We start from the raw sequence: 18000 nt of genomic DNA on the forward strand, positions 1-18000 counted from the left end.
GTTAGAGCGCCGCCCTGTCACGGCGGAGGTCGTGGGTTCGAGTCCCATTCGGGTCGCTTGCAGGAAACACTTAGTGTTGATTGCTTAATTAAATTATCATGGGATCATAGCTCAGCTGGGAGAGCATCTGCCTTACAAGCAGAGGGTCATAGGTTCGAGCCCTATTGGTCCCATTGATATGCCGATGTGGCTCAATTGGCAGAGCAGCTGATTTGTAATCAGCAGGTTATCGGTTCGAGTCCGATCATCGGCTTGCATCAGACAGTTAATCTGAATGATGTCTGTTGGAAGACAGTAAAACTTCATATGGGTGGATTCCCGAGTGGCCAAAGGGGACAGACTGTAAATCTGCTGCAATTTGCTTCGGTGGTTCGAATCCACCTCCGCCCATTGCATATTTAGAAAAAATGTGCTATAATGAGATATCATCGCGGGATGGAGCAGTCTGGTAGCTCGTCGGGCTCATAACCCGAAGGTCGTAGGTTCAAATCCTGCTCCCGCAACTCACACATTAGTGTGTATGCCCAGATAGCTCAGTCGGTAGAGCAGAGGACTGAAAATCCTCGTGTCACTGGTTCGATTCCGGTTCTGGGCATTGTCTTCGAAAGAAGGCAAGCTGTATAACAGATGGAGCATTAGCTCAGGTGGTAGAGCACTTGACTTTTAATCAAGTTGTCCGGGGTTCGAATCCCCGATGCTTCATGATTTAGAAGATGTAAATCCTGTATAAATTGGGTTTACATCTTTTTTCGTTTTATAGAAAATTTAATATGCACCAAGTAAATTTTTGCTAGTAAAATAGAATGATACCAGGGTCAAAAGGTCAGAAAGCCGAAGCAAGCTTGCCTGCAAGAGGATTTTTGACCTCTTGACTCCAACATCATAGAATTTGATAAGAGGGAGCAGGATATGAAATCAGCAGCAGAATTAGAAAAAAATTTGATGAGTATCAATCGAAGAAGCTATCCAGCTTACAAAGATTTGAGAGGAAGCTATCAGTTTCAGGGATACCAGCTCAATATTGATCATGTACAAGGAGATCCATTTGCTTCTCCGTCAAAGCTGAGTATTCAGGTGAAGAAAATCCAGGCGAGATTTCCAGAAGAATATTATAAAGAAGAACACAGAAGAATTGCGCTTCAGGATTATCTGACAAGACAATTCGGAAAAGCTGTTTCCAAATTTATTTTCCAGGCAAAGGGTTCCGGAAAAAGTGGATTGATTGGGATAAGCCGCTGTGGACAGGAGGTTCTGGACAGGACTGCATTTGAAATTAAGGATGGAGATCTTCTGGTACGGTTTGAAGTTGGATTTCCGGCAAATGGACGGACGATCAATGCATTTGAACTGAGGAAGATTTTGTTTGAGTATCTTCCGGAAATAGCTGACAGATCTTTATATTATAAGAACCTGAATCAGCAGGAAGTGAAAAAGTGTATAGAACTTGCGGAAGATCAACATTATATAAGAAGAGAACTGACAAAGCGGAGACTTATTGCATTTGTGGCAAATGGTTCTATACTGCCAAGAGAAAGCGGTGTATCACAGAAGCCTATGAAAGGTGCAATTGCTTTTGAAGCACCGGAAAGTATGGAAGTAGAGATGGAACTTCCACACCGGGGTAAAATAAAAGGAATGGGAATCCCGGAAGGAATTACTTTGATCGTGGGTGGAGGATATCATGGGAAATCAACACTTCTGAAGGCACTCGAACAGGGAATTTACAATCACGTCGCCGGAGATGGAAGAGAATACGTGATTACTTCGGATACTGCGATGAAGATCCGGGCCGAGGATGGAAGATGTGTATCCCATATCAATATTTCACCGTTTATCAATGATCTGCCGAATAAGAAAGATACAGTAAATTTTTCCACAGAGGATGCCAGTGGTTCGACTTCGCAGGCTGCAAATGTGGTAGAAGCGGTACAGTCAGGTGCAAAATGTCTTTTGATCGATGAAGACACCTGTGCGACGAACTTTATGGTCAGGGATGAGCTGATGCAGGCTGTCGTATCCGGCGAACAGGAACCGATTACACCATTTACTCTTCAGGCAGGTAACCTGTATCAAAAGCAGGGAATTTCTATTATTCTGGTGGCCGGAAGTTCTGGATCTTATTTTTACATTGCTGATCATGTGTTGCAGATGGATAATTACCGAACGTACGATATCACAGAAAAAGTGAAAACGGTGATTGGTGAAAAAAGTGAGACCGGAGAGAAAAAGGTTCCGGTTGATGTAGCTGTCTTATTTGATAAAGATCATCACAGAAGCTTAAAGGCCGGAAAAATGGAAAAGAAGAGAGATCAGGTGAAGATAAAACAGTTTGGTAAAGATTCATTTTCTATTGGAAGAGAAAATGTGGATCTGAAATATGTAGAACAAATCCTGGATGCAGAACAGACAACGGCATTAGCGTACTGCCTAGAGAATCTTCTGGAAGAAATGGAACGGAAGGAACAGGATGTTGATCTTTGTGTGGAAAAGCTCTGGAGTCAGATTAAGAAGCAGGGTCTGGCATCCCTTTGCAAAGGAAGTTATCTTTCTGTATCAATGGCACAGATCCGTAAACAGGATATTTACGCATGCCTGAACAGATATCGGGGATTTATCGGATAAGATTAAAGAATTTGGAGGAGAAGATCCGTGAGGAGATGGAAGAAAATTTTAAGTGCATCGTTGGTGGCAGTGATGGTTGGAAGTCTTGGAATGACCGCATTTGCAGAAGATACGTCAGCAAATGAACCAATTGATACAACGGTCAGCAATTATAATCTGACAGAGGAAGAAACTTCCGGAAAAAATCAAGAAGAAATTAAAGCCCTGCAGCAGCAGAAAATCGATGAAGTAACACAGCAGGCATATGATATGAAGATTGCCAGCAATGAGCTGGAGAACTGGCCGGAAGGACCGGCTACTTACGGAGAGGCTGGGATTGTCATGGAGGCAAAAAGCGGTGCGATCCTTTATGCGAAAAACATTGACGGAAAGGCTTATCCTGCCAGTATTACAAAGATTTTAACGGCACTTGTCGCATTGGAAAACGGCAATCTTGATGACAAGATCACGATTACACAGAATAGTGTGGATTGTGTAGCAGAGGGGGATGCTTATATAGGAATGATCGCGGGGGAGGAAATTTCTTTAAATGATGCGCTTCACGCACTTCTGATGGCATCTGCAAATGAAGTTGCTTATGCGATTGCTGAAAATGTGGGTGGTTTAGGATATGATGGCTTTATTGCAAAGATGAATGAACGCGCAAAAGAGCTGGGAGCAGTAAATTCTGATTTTGAAAATCCGAATGGGCTGAATGCGCAGAACCATTATACGACGGCACGTGATATGGCACTTATTACACAGGAACTGCTTGAAAATCATGAAGAATTCAAGACGATTGCCCAGACACAGCAGTATACGATCGGTGCAACCAATCTGGTAAATCAGGCGAGAACCTTTCAGCAGAGTGATCTGATGTTTTACGAGGGAAACGACTATTATTATCCAAAGACAATAGCCGGAAAAACCGGTTATACAGATGAAGCACTCAACACGTTGGTATCCTGTGCGGCAGATGATAATCTGGAGCTGATCAGTGTTGTCTTGAAGACACATGGGAAAAATGTATACCCAGACTCCATCAATTTATTGGAGTATGGATTTAATAATTTCGCAAAATATACGATTGCGGATTATGAAGACTCCGCAGATTTTAAAGAAATTGATCCGAATGCATATGTTGTACTTCCGGAAAATGTAAATTTCCAAAGCCTGGATTACGAAATTACGCAGGATGACACGAACAGCAGCACCGGAACAGTAACTTATACTTATCAGGGCAACCCGGTCGGAAAAGCAGCTGTGACATTAAGTGATGAATATCTGCAGAAGGATAACACAGAAAATGAAGCACAGGTGTCCGGCGATAAGTCAGACAGTGAAACACAAAAGCAGGCTCAGAGTACAATACCACGAGAGGTAATCCTTGTAATCTGTGTGATTGCAGCAGTACTCATTCTTATTATTGTATGGAGGGCTGTTCTGAAACACTTGAGAAAGAAGAAAGTGGAAACAAACAGAAAGCGCAGAAGAGAAGTTGACAAAGATTAACGTCTGGTCAGTCAAATATAAGGAAAGAATCACGAAATCCCGCAGAACCCCTTGACGAAGCAAGGGGTTCTTTATTATAATAACCTAGAAATGGTGAAAAAAGATCAAAAGACATTGACGAAGACAGTAAGGTTTATTTGAAAGGTAAAGCGAACCGGAGATGGTGGAAGACCGGTGCAAGTAGGGTAGATCTGAACATCACTTCCGAGTTGCAGTAACTGAAAGTAATCTGGCGAGTAAGTTCTGACGGTTATTTCCCCCGTTACAGGAAACTCATATGCTGGTATGCAGTAACAGGTGGTTAACGATGTACAGACTTTCGTCCTTTTACGGGTGAAAGCCTTTTTTAATTTTACAGGAAATTCCAAATACTTCTTGCAAAATTAAGGGCACTACGTGCCGGGGCACATTTTTCTATATACCCAAAAATGCATACAAAGTCATTGATTCAGAAAGGAGCTTATCATGGCTAAGTACAAAAAAGTGGATACAGACCTGAAGTTTGTAGACAGAGAAAAAGAAGTTGAAAAATTCTGGAATGAAGAAGATATTTTCAAGAAAAGTATGGAGAACCGTAAAGAAGGAGAAACTTATACTTTCTACGATGGACCTCCGACAGCAAATGGAAAACCGCATATCGGACACGTTCTTACCCGTGTAATCAAAGATATGATCCCGAGATACCGTACAATGAAGGGCTACATGGTTCCGCGTAAGGCAGGATGGGATACTCACGGACTGCCGGTAGAGCTGGAAGTAGAAAAGCTGCTCGGCCTTGATGGAAAAGATCAGATTGAAAAATATGGTGTAGAACCATTTATCAATAAATGTAAAGAAAGTGTCTGGAAATACAAAGGAATGTGGGAAGATTTCTCTTCTACAGTAGGTTTCTGGGCAGATATGGAAAATCCATATGTTACTTATGATAATAACTTTATCGAGTCTGAATGGTGGGCTCTGAAGAAAATCTGGGATAAGGGACTCCTTTACAAAGGATTTAAGATCGTTCCGTATTGTCCACGTTGTGGAACACCACTTTCAGCACAGGAAGTTGCACAGGGATATAAGGACGTCAAAGAACGTTCTGCTATCGTTCGTTTCAAAGTGAAAGACGAAGATGCATACATCCTTGCATGGACAACCACACCTTGGACTCTTCCGTCTAATATCGCACTCTGCGTAAACCCGGAAGAAGATTACGCCAAAGTAAAATGTGCAGACGGATATACTTATTATATGGCATGCGCTCTGCTTGACACCATTCTTGGGAAATTTGCAGAAGAAGACAAACCGGCATACGAAGTTCTGGAAACTTACAAAGGAAAAGATCTGGAATACAAAGAATATGAACCGCTTTACCAGTGTGCATATGACTGCGCAGCAAAACAGAAAAAGAAAGCATTCTTTGTTACCTGTGATGATTATGTAACCCTGACAGATGGTACTGGTGTTGTTCATCTGGCACCAGCATTTGGTGAAGATGATGCGAAAGTAGGACGCAAATATGACCTTCCATTCGTACAGCTCGTTGACGAGAAAGGGGATATGGGCGAAACAACTCCATTTGCAGGACTTTTCGTAAAGAAAGCAGATCCGGAAGTACTTAAAGATCTGGATGCTCGTGGACTGCTCTTCGATGCTCCGAAGTTTGAACACAGTTATCCACACTGCTGGAGATGTGATACTCCACTGATCTACTATGCAAGAGAATCATGGTTCATCAAGATGACAGAAGTTAAAGATGACCTGATCGCAAATAACAATACTATCAACTGGATCCCGGAAAGCATTGGTAAAGGCCGTTTTGGTGACTGGCTTGAAAATGTTCAGGACTGGGGTATCAGCCGTAACCGTTACTGGGGAACTCCACTGAATATCTGGGAATGCGAATGCGGATGCCAGCACTCGATCGGAAGCATTGAAGAACTGAAATCCATGTCAGACAACTGCCCGGATGATATCGAGCTTCACCGTCCATATATTGATGATGTAACAATCAAGTGTCCGAAGTGTGGAAAACAGATGCACCGTGTACCGGAAGTTATCGACTGCTGGTTCGACAGCGGATCCATGCCGTTTGCACAGCATCACTATCCATTTGAAAATAAAGAAGTATTTGAACAGCAGTTCCCGGCGCAGTTCATTTCTGAAGCCGTTGACCAGACAAGAGGATGGTTCTATTCTCTGCTGGCAATTTCAACCCTGATCTTCAACAAAGCACCATACCAGAACGTAATCGTTCTCGGACATGTACAGGATGAAAATGGTCAGAAGATGAGTAAATCCAAAGGAAATGCGGTTGATCCGTTTGATGCTCTGGAAACATACGGTGCAGATGCGATCCGCTGGTATTTCTATGTAAACAGTGCACCGTGGCTGCCGAACCGTTTTCATGGAAAAGCGGTTATGGAAGGACAGAGAAAGTTCATGGGAACACTCTGGAACACCTATGCATTCTTCGTATTGTATGCCAATATTGATGATTTTGATGCAACAAAATATGCACTTGAATATGACAAATTATCTGTAATGGATAAATGGCTCTTATCAAAACTGAATACACTGATCAAGACAGTAGATAATCATCTTGCAAATTACCGGATTCCGGAAGCTGCAAGAGCACTTCAGGACTTCGTAGATGATATGAGTAACTGGTATGTAAGACGAAGCCGCGAACGTTTCTGGGCAAAAGGAATGGAACAGGATAAGATCAATGCTTACATGACTCTTTATACAGCACTCGTTACTGTATCAAAGGTTGCAGCACCGATGATCCCGTTCATGACCGAAGAAATTTATCAGAACCTGGTAAGAAGCGTAGATGAAAGCGCTCCGGAAAGTATCCACCTTTGTGATTATCCGGTTGCAAATGAAGCTTATATCGATAAGACTCTGGAAGAGAACATGGATGAAGTCCTGAAGATCGTTGTAATGGGACGTGCATGCCGTAATACAGCCAACATCAAGAATCGTCAGCCGATTGGAAAGATGTTCGTAAAAGGTGCTTCCGATCTGCCAGAGTTCTATCAGGATATCGTGACAGATGAGCTGAATGTAAAAGAAATCGAACTTACAGATGATGTTCGTGCATTTACTTCTTATACATTTAAACCACAATTAAAGACAGTTGGACCAAAATATGGTAAATTGTTAGGTGGAATCAAGAATGAACTCAGCAATTTGGACGGAAATGCTGCTATGGACGAACTGAATGCGACAGGTGTTCTGAAGCTTCAGGTAAATGGACAGGAAATTGAACTTGCAAAAGAAGACCTTCTGATCGACATGGCACAGATGGAAGGATATGTATCTGAGAGTGACTATGGTATCACCGTTGTACTGGATACAAACCTGACAGAAGAACTTCTGACAGAAGGATTTGTACGTGAGATCATCAGCAAGATCCAGACTATGCGTAAGGAAGCCGGATTTGAAGTTATGGATAAGATCAAGGTAACTTACGACGGAAGCGAAAAGGCAGAAAAAGTATTTGCAGAGTATGCAGAGCAGATCGGACAGGAGACACTTGCGGTAGCAGTTGAAAAGGCTGAACCTGCAGGCTATGTGAAAGACTGGAAGATCAACGGTGAAGCTGTAAATATGGGCGTAGAAAAGCAGGGAGAATAATCCCTGCCGCTGCGCAAAAATGAGAAGGGAATATAGGCATGTACAGTAAAAGATTTGAAAAAGAAACTTTTAAAAATGATGTGAAAGAAAATGTGCGGACACTGTATCGTAAAGAGATTGAAGAAGCAACTCCGCAGCAGATTTTCCAGGCAGTATCTTATGCAGTAAAAGAAGCAATTGTAGATGACTGGCTTGCGACACAGAAAACATACGAAAAAGAAGATCCAAAGACCGTATATTATATGTCAATGGAATTTCTTATGGGACGTGCACTTGGCAACAACCTGATCAACATGACTGCATATAAAGAAGTAAAAGAAGCCCTTGATGAGATGGGCATTGATCTGAATGTGGTAGAAGATCAGGAACCGGATGCGGCACTTGGTAATGGTGGTCTTGGACGTCTTGCAGCTTGCTTCCTGGATTCACTTGCATCTCTTGGATACGCAGCTTACGGCTGTGGAATCCGTTACCGCTACGGTATGTTCAAACAGAAGATCAAAGATGGCTATCAGGTAGAAGTACCGGATAACTGGCTCAAAGATGGCAATCCGTTTGAAATCCGTCGTGACGAGTATGCAAAGGAAGTCCGTTTTGGTGGTACCATTCGTGTACAGTATAATGAACAGACCAAGAAAGAAGATTTCATCCAGGAAAATTATGAATCCGTACTTGCTATTCCATATGATATGCCGATCGTAGGATATGGCAACCACGTAGTTAACACACTGCGTATCTGGGATGCACAGGCAATCACAGACTTTAAACTGGATGCATTTGACAGAGGAGAATATCATAAAGCGATCGAGCAGGAAAACCTTGCAAAAACGATCGTCGAGGTTCTTTATCCAAATGACAACCACTATGCAGGAAAAGAGCTTCGTCTGAAACAGCAGTATTTCTTTGTATCTGCCAGTCTTCAGGTTATGCTTGATAAATATAAAAAGAAACACAAAGATGTGCGCAAACTGTATGAAAAAGTTACGATCCAGATGAACGATACTCACCCGACTGTAGCAGTTGCAGAGTTGATGCGTCTGCTCATTGACCAGGAAGGTCTTGGATGGGATGAAGCATGGGAAGTAACAACGAAGACGGTTGCTTACACCAACCATACGATCATGTCAGAAGCACTTGAAAAATGGCCGATCGACCTGTTCTCAAGACTGCTTCCGCGTGTATACCAGATTGTACAGGAAATTAACCGCCGTTTTGTAGAACAGGTTCGCCGTATGTATCCGGGCAATGAAGATAAAGTCCGTAAGATGGCTATCCTGATGGACGGTCAGGTAAGAATGGCACATATGGCTATTATTGCAGGCTACTCCGTAAATGGTGTTGCAAGACTTCATACAGAGATTCTGAAACATCAGGAATTAAAAGATTTCTACGAAATGATGCCGGAGAAATTCAACAACAAGACCAATGGTATCACACAGAGAAGATTCCTTCTTCATGGAAACCCGCTGCTTGCAGACTGGGTAACAGACCACATCGGAGACGGCTGGATCACAGATCTGTCCCAGATGTCAAAATTAAAACCGCTTGCGGATGATCCGAAGGCAAGAGCAGAATTTATGGATATCAAATACAAGAACAAAGAACGTCTTGCAAAATATATTCTGGAACACAATGGAGTAGAGATCGATCCGAGATCTATTTATGATGTACAGGTTAAGCGTCTTCATGAATATAAGAGACAGCTTCTTAATATTCTGCATGTAATGTATCTGTACAACCAGATCAAAGAACATCCGGAGATGTCCTTCTATCCGAGAACATTTATCTTTGGTGCAAAAGCTTCCGCAGGATATGTCCGTGCAAAAGAGATCATCAAACTGATCAACTCTGTAGCAGATGTGGTAAATAATGACCTGAGCATCAATGGAAAGCTGAAAGTCGTATTTATCGAAGATTACCGCGTATCCAACGCAGAATGGATCTTCGCGGCAGCAGATGTCAGCGAACAGATTTCTACCGCTTCCAAAGAAGCTTCCGGAACAGGTAACATGAAGTTTATGCTGAACGGTGCACCGACACTTGGAACTATGGATGGAGCCAATGTAGAGATCGTAGAAGAAGTTGGAATTGAAAATGCATTTATTTTTGGCCTCAGTTCTGACGAAGTTATCAACTATGAGAATAATGGCGGATATAACCCGCAGGAGATCTACTTCAATGACTGGGATATTAAGAGAGTCGTTGACCAGTTGATGGATGGAACTTATTCACATGGTGACCATGAGATGTTCCGCGACCTGTATAATTCACTTCTGAATACACAGGGTGGAGACAGACCGGACAGATACTTTATCTTGAAAGACTTCCGCTCTTATGCAGAAGCACAGAAGAAAGTGGAAGAAGCTTACAAAGATCCGGATCGTTGGGCTAAGATGGCACTTCTGAATACAGCAAGCTGTGGTAAATTTACTTCAGACAGAACCATTCAGGAATATGTTGATAATATCTGGAAACTGGATTATGTTACAGTTAAACCAGAAGCATAATCAGTCAAAACCTCTCATACAGTGGTATGGGAGGTTTTATTTATGCGAAAATACTTCAGACAGGCAGGCTATTTTGCTGCCATTCTTATATTACTTCCGTATGTGGTTACGATTCTGCTGAATGGCAGAAGCAGTTTGGCGCAGGACAATGGGACGAGCCCGTATGTGACCGTAAAAAGTGACGAAAAGAGCAGAAAAATTTCACTGGATGAATATGGGATCGGGATTCTGGCTAAAGAAATTGAGGGAGATGCGGAGGAGGAAGCGTTAAAGGCACAGGCAGTGTTGATCCGGACCAGCATTTACAAAAGCATCCAGGATGAGGGCACCAGCACTGTCCTGACGAAGGAATACTGGACCAGGCAGCAGATGGAGAGCAACTGGGGAGCAGATCATTATGGAGAATATTATGAGAAGATGAAAGCTGCGTGGGATGAGACGAGGGGACAGGTTCTGATGTATGACGGAAAGCTGATTCTGACCCCGTATCACCGGTTAAGCAACGGAAAAACAAGGTCTGGAAATGAAGTGTTTGGTTCGGAAGAGTATCCGTATCTTCAGAGCAGGGAATGTCCCGAAGATGTGGAGGCAAAAGAGGAGATGACAGTGTCCATGATCCAGGGAAGCGACATGGAAGTGACAGGAACAGACAGTGCCGGGTATGTGACAGAGGTCCGTTGTGGCAGTGAAACAGTAAATGGTGAAGAATTCCGGAGAACCTACCATCTTGCCTCGTCATGTTTTGCGCTTCAGGATTATGACGGGCAGACAAGGGTTACGGCGAAGGGAATCGGGCACGGTCTTGGGATGAGCCAGTACACGGCAGAGAAGATGGCAGAGGAAGGGAAAACCTGTGAAGAAATCCTGCAATATTTTTTCACTGATGTCAGTCTGGAAGAGGTCACGGATATTGTGATCGAAAAAAACGAAAAGGGAGAATAAGTTGGTCATTTTCTGGCAAAAATATTGTCAGAGGTGATAAAATATGAATAAAAAGCAGCAGTCCTCTAATAAGAGGAGAAAAAGAGCGTCGATCGGTCTTGCGGTCTGCTTTGCCGCTGCTATTGTGCTTACAGGAGCCTATACATGGAGAAATTACCGGGCAAATGTGAAGGATGAGCAGGCAAAGATCGAGGAAGAACAGCAGGCGAAAGAGGAAGAAATCAAAAGAAATGCGGAAGAGACAAGCAGTATTGCAAAGAAAGCGCTGGAAGATGAAGAGCCTGTGACAAAAGAGGACAGCCAGGCTGCAAATACGGCAGCAGATGGAAGTACAGAGAACCGGATGGATACTTGGGAAACGGACAGCACGCAGACCGCAGGAACGGCAATGAACCTGAATTTCGGGGAGGACAGCCAGCTTCTGTGGCCGGTGGACGGCAATGTGCTGATGAGCTACAGTATGGATAAAACCGTATATTTTTCTACATTGGACCAGTACCGATATAATCCGGCGATGATCATATCCGGTGCGGTGAACGATAACGTGATCGCAGCAGCACCAGGTATTGTCAAATCCATTGATACCTTTGCGCAGACGGGAATCACGGTGACACTGGATATGGGAAATGGCTACGAGTGCGTGTATGGACAGCTCAAAGAAGTGCAGGTGAAAGTCGGTGATTATCTGGAAGCGGGAAATGTGATCGGATATCTGGAGATTCCGACCAAGTATTACAGTCTGGAAGGCTGCAATCTGTATTTCGAGATGTTAAAAGATGGTCAGCCGGTCAATCCGATGGACTATCTGGCTGAAGAATAAGAGCAGAAGAAAGGAAGAGGGGCTTTTTAGTCCCTCTTTGAAGCGATGAATTATACATATATTTTAAAATGCAAGGATGAAACATTATACACCGGGTGGACGAATGATATTGAGAAGCGTCTGGAAGCGCATAATGCCGGGAAAGGCGCAAAATACACCAGATCCCGGAGACCGGTAGAGCTGGTGTATCTGGAACAGTTTGAGACGAAGGAAGAGGCGATGCGGCGGGAGTATGCGATCAAGCATATGACGCGGAGGGCGAAGCTTGGACTGGTGATGAACTATAAAGAGACGGGGCAGTAAGGCATGAAACAGGAGAAGCAGATTAGCTTCTCCTGTTGGCATTTTGTGCAGAATAAAAAATTACTTTCGCAGCTTTAGTGGGGCGAGATTTCTGGATTTTTCGAGGATGCAAGGTTTACAATAAAGAATACATTACAACAAAGTGGCATGCACTTCCGCCCATCACGAAGAGGTGGAAGATTTCGTGGCTGCCGAAATTCTTATGCTTACTGTTGAAAATCGGAAGCTTCAGTGCATAGATCACACCGCCGATTGTGTAAATGATTCCGCCGGCGAGAAGCCATCCGAATTCTGTACGTGTCAGATTGTTGAGGATCTGACTGAATGCGAGGACACAGATCCATCCCATACTAATGTAGAGGACGGAGGATACCCATTTCGGGCAGAATACCCAGAACCCTTTAATAATAATTCCGGTGATTGCAATACCCCATACAAGTGCGAGCATGATAAGTCCGGTTCTGCGTTCCAGTACCAGCAGGCAGATCGGTGTGTAGCTTCCGGCGATCAGTACGAAGATCATCATATGGTCGATCTTTTTCAGGATCGTGTTGACACGTTCGGAAAGATCAAAGGTATGATAGGTTGTGCTTGCGGCGTATAAAAGAATCAGGCTGACTGCATAGATTGCAAGCGAGATCAGGTAAATCCGGCTCGGTTCGTGGGCTGCTTTTATTAAAAGTGGAAATGCGGCAAAAATTGCCATCAGCATGCCGATAAAATGTGTGATTGCACTTCCTGGATCTTTAATATGTTTCTTTTTCATCATAAATCCCTCCTTAGAGATGAATAATTAAAACCATTACACGTAGTAATCAATACTACATTAAGTATATGAGTATATTATACCGTTTATGCATAAAATGCAAGTGAAAATTGACTTTTTAAAAATTATTTGTTAGAATATAACGCGAATGTTACGATGCTCTTTACTTGTATTGTCACCAAGTAAGGAGTTTTTTATTGTGCATTGCGACGGATAAGGAAGTTGGCGCAAGCGACCGCCGCAGGCGCGAGAATGCGCCCCGGCAGATTTTATATGATGGAGTTTAAGGTCATATTTGTAATTGGTAATGTATTTAATAGAAAGGATAATGGATGGAAACAGTTAGATTTGAAGAAATGGGACTTTCGGAAGAGATTCAGAAAGCAGTAAGATACATGGGATTTGAGGAGGCTTCACCGATTCAGGCGAAGGCGATTCCGGCGATGATTAGCGGGATCGATCTGATCGGGCAGGCACAGACCGGAACCGGTAAGACCGCAGCATTCGGAATCCCGCTTCTGGAAAAGGTAGACCCGAAGCTGAAAAAGCTGCAGGCGATCGTTCTCTGCCCGACCAGAGAGCTTGCAATCCAGGTGGCAGACGAGATCCGCAACCTGTCCAGATATATGCATGGAATCAAGGTTCTGCCGATTTACGGAGGACAGGATATCGTAAAGCAGATCCGTTCCTTAAAGAGTGGAACACAGATCGTCATAGGAACTCCGGGGCGTGTGATGGACCACATGCGCAGAAAGACGATGAAGCTGGATTTTGTACACACGGTTGTGCTTGATGAAGCAGATGAAATGCTGAATATGGGATTCCGTGAGGATATCGAATTTGTATTAAGTGGTGTTCCTGAGGAGCGCCAGACCGTGCTTTTTTCGGCAACCATGCCGAAGCCGATCATGGAGATTACGAAGAAATTCCAGAATAACGCAAAAGTGATCAAAGTTACAAAAAAGGAACTGACTGTTCCGAATATTGAGCAGTATTATTATGATGTAAAGCCGAAGAAGAAAGAGGAAGTTCTTTCCAGACTTCTTGATATTTATTCACCAAGGCTTTCGGTTGTATTCTGTAATACGAAGAAGCAGGTGGATCTTCTGGTAAATGCACTTCTCGGACGCGGATATTTTGCAGCAGGACTTCACGGGGATATGAAGCAGGAACAGAGAGACCGCGTGATGCAGGGCTTTCGGACCGGTAAGACAGAGATCCTGGTAGCGACGGATGTGGCGGCCCGTGGAATTGATGTAGATGAAGTGGAAGCAGTATTTAATTATGATCTCCCGCAGGATGATGAATATTATGTACACCGTATCGGGCGTACCGGACGCGCAGGACGCGAAGGAAGAGCATTTTCTTTCGTATCAGGAAAAGAAGTTTACAAACTGAAAGAGATCCAGAGATACTGCAAGACGAAGATCTATGCACAGAAAGTTCCGTCACTGAATGACGTTGCGAATACTAAGATGGAAAATATTCTGGATGATGTGGAGCGTGTGATCGAGCAGGAAGATCTGGACATGATGATCAATGCAATCGAAGAACGTGTCAATAATTCTGAATTTACAGCAATGGATATGGCGGCTGCATTTTTAAAGATCTGCTGTGGAATGACAGAGGATAACAAAAATACAGAGGAAAATGACTGGGAATTTGGAGATACCGGTGCAGGTGAGGACGGAATGGTACGTCTGTTCATCAATATTGGAAAGAAGCTGAGAGTACGTCCGGGAGATATTCTTGGTGCAATCGCCGGGGAAAGCGGAATGGATGGAAAACTGATCGGAACGATTGATATGTATGATAAGTATACATTTGTTGAGGTGCCGAGGGAATATGCCCGTGAGGTACTGAATGCGATGAAAAATGTGAAAATTAAAGGGAAGACGGTGGCTGTGGAGCCGGCGAACCAGAAATAGGAGGTCGAGCCAGCTCGAATGCGCTGCGCTACTTCTCGCTGTAGGCTGTCGCCTAATAGGGATAAATAGAAGAGCCCCTGGAAGAATGAATAAATTCGTTCTTCCAGGGGCTCTTCTATTTATCCCTGCTCGGCTTGTAGCTTAGCCAAAGTAGCGTTTGAGTAATCCTTCGAATGCTTTTCCGTGTCTTGCTTCGTCTCTTGCCATTTCATGAACTGTGTCATGGATCGCATCGAGGTTTGCAGCTTTTGCACGTTTTGCAAGGTCGAATTTACCTGCTGTTGCGCCGTGTTCTGCTTCTACTCTCATTTCAAGGTTCTTCTTTGTGCTGTCTGTTACAACTTCGCCAAGAAGTTCTGCGAATTTAGCAGCGTGTTCTGCTTCTTCGTGAGCAGCTTTTTCCCAGTAAAGTCCGATTTCCGGATAGCCTTCTCTGTGAGCTACTCTTGCCATTGCAAGATACATTCCTACTTCTGAACATTCACCTTCAAAGTTTGCTCTGAGGTCGGCAAGGATGTCTTCGCTTACGCCTTTAGCTACTCCAACTACATGCTCTGCAGCCCATTCTCTTTCGCCTTCTTTTACTTCTGTGAACTTGTCAGCGCCTACGCCACATACTGGACATTTCTCCGGTGCTGCTTCGCCTTCGTATACATAACCACATACTGTACAAACAAATTTCTTCATAATAATAATCTCCTTTTCTTTTTTTGATAGTATATTTGATTTCTTTTAGTTAGCAATATTAGTAACTGTTACTGATATTAAGATAACATATACATCCTTCTTTGTCAACTATAATTGATAAGTTTTTTCAAAATTTCTGAATTTATACTACATAGTCAGGACTTTCTTAAACAATCACCGCAGATACCGTAGAAAAGCATGGTGTGTGATTCAATCTGACCGTCGAAACTTTCGGATGCGAGATGGTTGATCTTATCCATGTGATCAAAATCCATATCAATCATTCGCTTGCAGCACTTGCAATAGAAATGATAATGCGGATTGGTACGTGCATCAAAACGATCGCCGCCATCGGGTGTTGTAATTTTAATTGCCTCGCCTATGTCGGCAAGCAGATTTAAATTGCGGTAAACGGTTCCGAGACTGATATTTGGAAATTCTTCTTTGATATGCATATATACAGTATCTGCTGTTGGATGTGTTGTAACAGAGGAAAGATAATCCTTAATTGCCTCACGCTGTCTGCTGTATTTTAAACTTGCCATTGATGTCACCTCCTACAAATAGATAATAATAATAATTACTAAAATCATATTATAATAATATTCTTATAATGTCAATAAAAAATTGTATATTGAATAAAAGAATAAAAAATGGAAATACTGTTAAGCGAGATGTAATAATTTGTAACAAATATGACGAAAAAACAAAGCGTATAAAGAACGGTGTAGAACTGTGTACTACGAAATAACTGAGGAAAACTTGACAATGTGAAATTTGATTGATATAATATCACCGTAACAAATGTAACAATTCTGTAATATTTACAAAAGATAAGAATACATGAAGGAGGGAGATTTATGCATTCAAATCTAAAAAAAGGATTGTTCCTAGTTACTTTTCTGGGGATGACAGTATCTCCGGGAATTTCGGTTATGGCAGCAGATGGAGACACCGCAGAAGCTGCAAAGATGCCGGGCGTAGGGATAGAAGCGGTATTGAATGATCTTTATTCTCAGAACAGGGAGATTAAAGCTGAGGATTATCTGGTACCGGAAAATAAGGGTGAGTATTTAGATATGGCATTTGCCAATGTAACAAGTTTTCTGTATGTCAGAAGCGAACCGACGAAGGAAAGTGAATATGTCGGAAAGCTGTATCCGGGATACGCGGCGAAGATCACAGGTCCTGTGGGAGAATGGACGGCAGTTGAATCGGGAGATGTCACCGGATATGTAAAAACAGAATATATACTGACAGGAGCAGAGGCGCAGACGTATGCGGAGAATCTGGTAACGGAAGCGCAGCAGGAAGGAAAAGAAGAAGCAGAAGCATTTAACTATGCAGTGTCCAGGGAATCCGAAGAAGCGCAGATGACGCAGGAAGTCCAGGGGAATGTACAGCAGACGGAGACTACCGAAGTTTCCGCACAACCGGCGTCAAATGGACAGGCGATCGTTGATTATGCATGCCAGTTCATTGGGAATCCGTATGTCTGGGGCGGCACAAGTCTGACAGATGGGGCAGACTGTTCCGGATTTGTACAATCAGTATTTGCGCATTTTGGAATCAGTCTTCCACGGACAACGTATGACCAGATTAATGCAGGCGTGGAGGTAAGCTATGATCAGGCGATGCCGGGAGATCTGATCTGTTATGATGGCCACATCGGAATTTATATTGGGAACGGTCAGATCGTCAATGCACAGAACCCGGAACAGGGAATCGGGATTTCACCGGCGACTTATACGACAATTCTTTCAGTAAGAAGAATCGTGTAAAAGCTTGGAAACACCAGTGAAAGCAGGCATTTGAAAAATGTGAAAATGCTGAATATTTGTGGGTTATCCACATTGTCCACATAAAAACATACGTTTTTTGTGGAAAACGGGGGAAAATATTTTACAAAAGCAAAGAACCCTTAATATCCGAGCAATACAGTCGGATATTAAGGTTGTTTTTTGGGATAAATGGTATTATAATAAGGGATACGAAAAGCAAAGGAGGAAGAAAGATGGCAGTCGAAGTAACAAAAACAATGACAATTGGCGAATTACTTCAGGTAGCTCCACAGACAGCACCGATTCTTATGGAAGTTGGAATGCATTGTCTTGGATGCCCGGCTTCACAGGGTGAGTCTCTTGAAGAAGCAGCAATGGTTCATGGAATTGATGCAGATCTTCTTATCGCAAAGATCAACGCACTCTTAGCAGCTGAAGCATAGACCGTGAATAAATAAAAGATATAATTTAACGGGGACGACAGATCATTAATCTGCCGTCCCCGTCTTTTTTCGCCAAGTTAAAA

General features: G+C 43.1%; 13 protein-coding genes and 6 tRNA genes. 16 read left to right on the top strand and 3 right to left on the bottom strand.

Annotated elements, in window-relative coordinates:
• Nucleotides 1-100: 100 nt before the first annotated feature.
• From PGW42_RS08430 to PGW42_RS08490, 13 genes are all read left to right on the top strand, one after another.
• Nucleotides 101-173 (top strand) — tRNA-Val (locus PGW42_RS08430).
• 7 nt (nucleotides 174-180) lie between these two features.
• Nucleotides 181-253 (top strand) — tRNA-Thr (locus PGW42_RS08435).
• 55 nt (nucleotides 254-308) lie between these two features.
• Nucleotides 309-390: transfer RNA gene (locus PGW42_RS08440), tRNA-Tyr, on the top strand.
• 39 nt (nucleotides 391-429) lie between these two features.
• A tRNA-Met gene (locus tag PGW42_RS08445) sits at nucleotides 430-503 on the top strand.
• Nucleotides 504-522: 19 nt separating this feature from the next.
• Nucleotides 523-595, top strand: a tRNA-Phe gene (locus PGW42_RS08450).
• Between the two features lie 34 nt (nucleotides 596-629).
• Nucleotides 630-702: transfer RNA gene (locus tag PGW42_RS08455), tRNA-Lys, on the top strand.
• A gap of 207 nt (nucleotides 703-909) precedes the next feature.
• Entirely contained in the window at nucleotides 910-2622 is a 1713-nt protein-coding gene (locus tag PGW42_RS08460) for an ABC-ATPase domain-containing protein (protein WP_270203223.1), read from the top strand.
• Nucleotides 2623-2649: 27 nt separating this feature from the next.
• Complete coding sequence (locus PGW42_RS08465; protein ID WP_117824582.1) at nucleotides 2650-4113, top strand: D-alanyl-D-alanine carboxypeptidase family protein; 1464 nt, start codon at nucleotides 2650-2652, stop codon at nucleotides 4111-4113.
• Between the two features lie 465 nt (nucleotides 4114-4578).
• Nucleotides 4579-7740, top strand: a complete 3162-nt coding sequence (gene ileS, locus PGW42_RS08470) for an isoleucine--tRNA ligase (RefSeq protein ID WP_118219792.1) — start codon at nucleotides 4579-4581, stop codon at nucleotides 7738-7740.
• Between the two features lie 38 nt (nucleotides 7741-7778).
• Nucleotides 7779-10247 (top strand): glycogen/starch/alpha-glucan phosphorylase, encoded by a 2469-nt coding sequence (locus PGW42_RS08475; RefSeq protein ID WP_008375560.1) that lies wholly within the window; start codon nucleotides 7779-7781, stop codon nucleotides 10245-10247.
• Nucleotides 10248-10289: 42 nt separating this feature from the next.
• On the top strand, nucleotides 10290-11189 hold the full coding sequence (locus PGW42_RS08480; protein WP_270203222.1) for a SpoIID/LytB domain-containing protein: 900 nt from the start codon (nucleotides 10290-10292) through the stop codon (nucleotides 11187-11189).
• 43 nt (nucleotides 11190-11232) lie between these two features.
• Nucleotides 11233-12009 (top strand): M23 family metallopeptidase, encoded by a 777-nt coding sequence (locus tag PGW42_RS08485; RefSeq protein ID WP_270203221.1) that lies wholly within the window; start codon nucleotides 11233-11235, stop codon nucleotides 12007-12009.
• 45 nt (nucleotides 12010-12054) lie between these two features.
• Entirely contained in the window at nucleotides 12055-12312 is a 258-nt protein-coding gene (locus PGW42_RS08490) for a GIY-YIG nuclease family protein (RefSeq protein WP_173689179.1), read from the top strand.
• A 115-nt stretch (nucleotides 12313-12427) separates the two neighbouring features.
• On the opposite strand, the gene trhA is transcribed toward PGW42_RS08490, so the two are convergent.
• Nucleotides 12428-13081 (bottom strand): PAQR family membrane homeostasis protein TrhA, encoded by a 654-nt coding sequence (gene trhA / locus PGW42_RS08495; RefSeq protein ID WP_117824587.1) that lies wholly within the window; start codon nucleotides 13079-13081, stop codon nucleotides 12428-12430.
• Nucleotides 13082-13410: 329 nt separating this feature from the next.
• Here trhA and PGW42_RS08500 point away from each other — a divergent pair, with 329 nt between their 5' ends.
• Nucleotides 13411-15006, top strand: a complete 1596-nt coding sequence (locus PGW42_RS08500; RefSeq protein WP_270203220.1) for a DEAD/DEAH box helicase — start codon at nucleotides 13411-13413, stop codon at nucleotides 15004-15006.
• Between the two features lie 141 nt (nucleotides 15007-15147).
• Here PGW42_RS08500 and PGW42_RS08505 read toward each other — a convergent pair whose 3' ends face one another.
• Nucleotides 15148-15693 carry an NADH peroxidase gene (locus PGW42_RS08505; RefSeq protein WP_008375550.1) on the bottom strand — a complete coding sequence of 182 codons (546 nt, stop codon included), beginning with the start codon at nucleotides 15691-15693 and terminating at the stop codon, nucleotides 15148-15150.
• Nucleotides 15694-15848: 155 nt separating this feature from the next.
• Nucleotides 15849-16238, bottom strand: a complete 390-nt coding sequence (locus PGW42_RS08510; RefSeq protein WP_117559496.1) for a Fur family transcriptional regulator — start codon at nucleotides 16236-16238, stop codon at nucleotides 15849-15851.
• A gap of 315 nt (nucleotides 16239-16553) precedes the next feature.
• Between PGW42_RS08510 and PGW42_RS08515 the strand changes: the two genes are divergently transcribed.
• Both PGW42_RS08515 and PGW42_RS08520 read left to right on the top strand, forming a co-directional pair.
• On the top strand, nucleotides 16554-17474 hold the full coding sequence (locus PGW42_RS08515) for a C40 family peptidase (protein WP_270203219.1): 921 nt from the start codon (nucleotides 16554-16556) through the stop codon (nucleotides 17472-17474).
• A gap of 233 nt (nucleotides 17475-17707) precedes the next feature.
• Nucleotides 17708-17917, top strand: a complete 210-nt coding sequence (locus PGW42_RS08520; RefSeq protein WP_270203218.1) for a DUF1858 domain-containing protein — start codon at nucleotides 17708-17710, stop codon at nucleotides 17915-17917.
• Nucleotides 17918-18000: the final 83 nt, after the last annotated feature.

The organism is Coprococcus sp. TM115-187 (assembly GCF_027679115.1).
Taxonomy (GTDB): Bacteria; Bacillota; Clostridia; order Lachnospirales; family Lachnospiraceae; genus Allocoprococcus; species Allocoprococcus comes.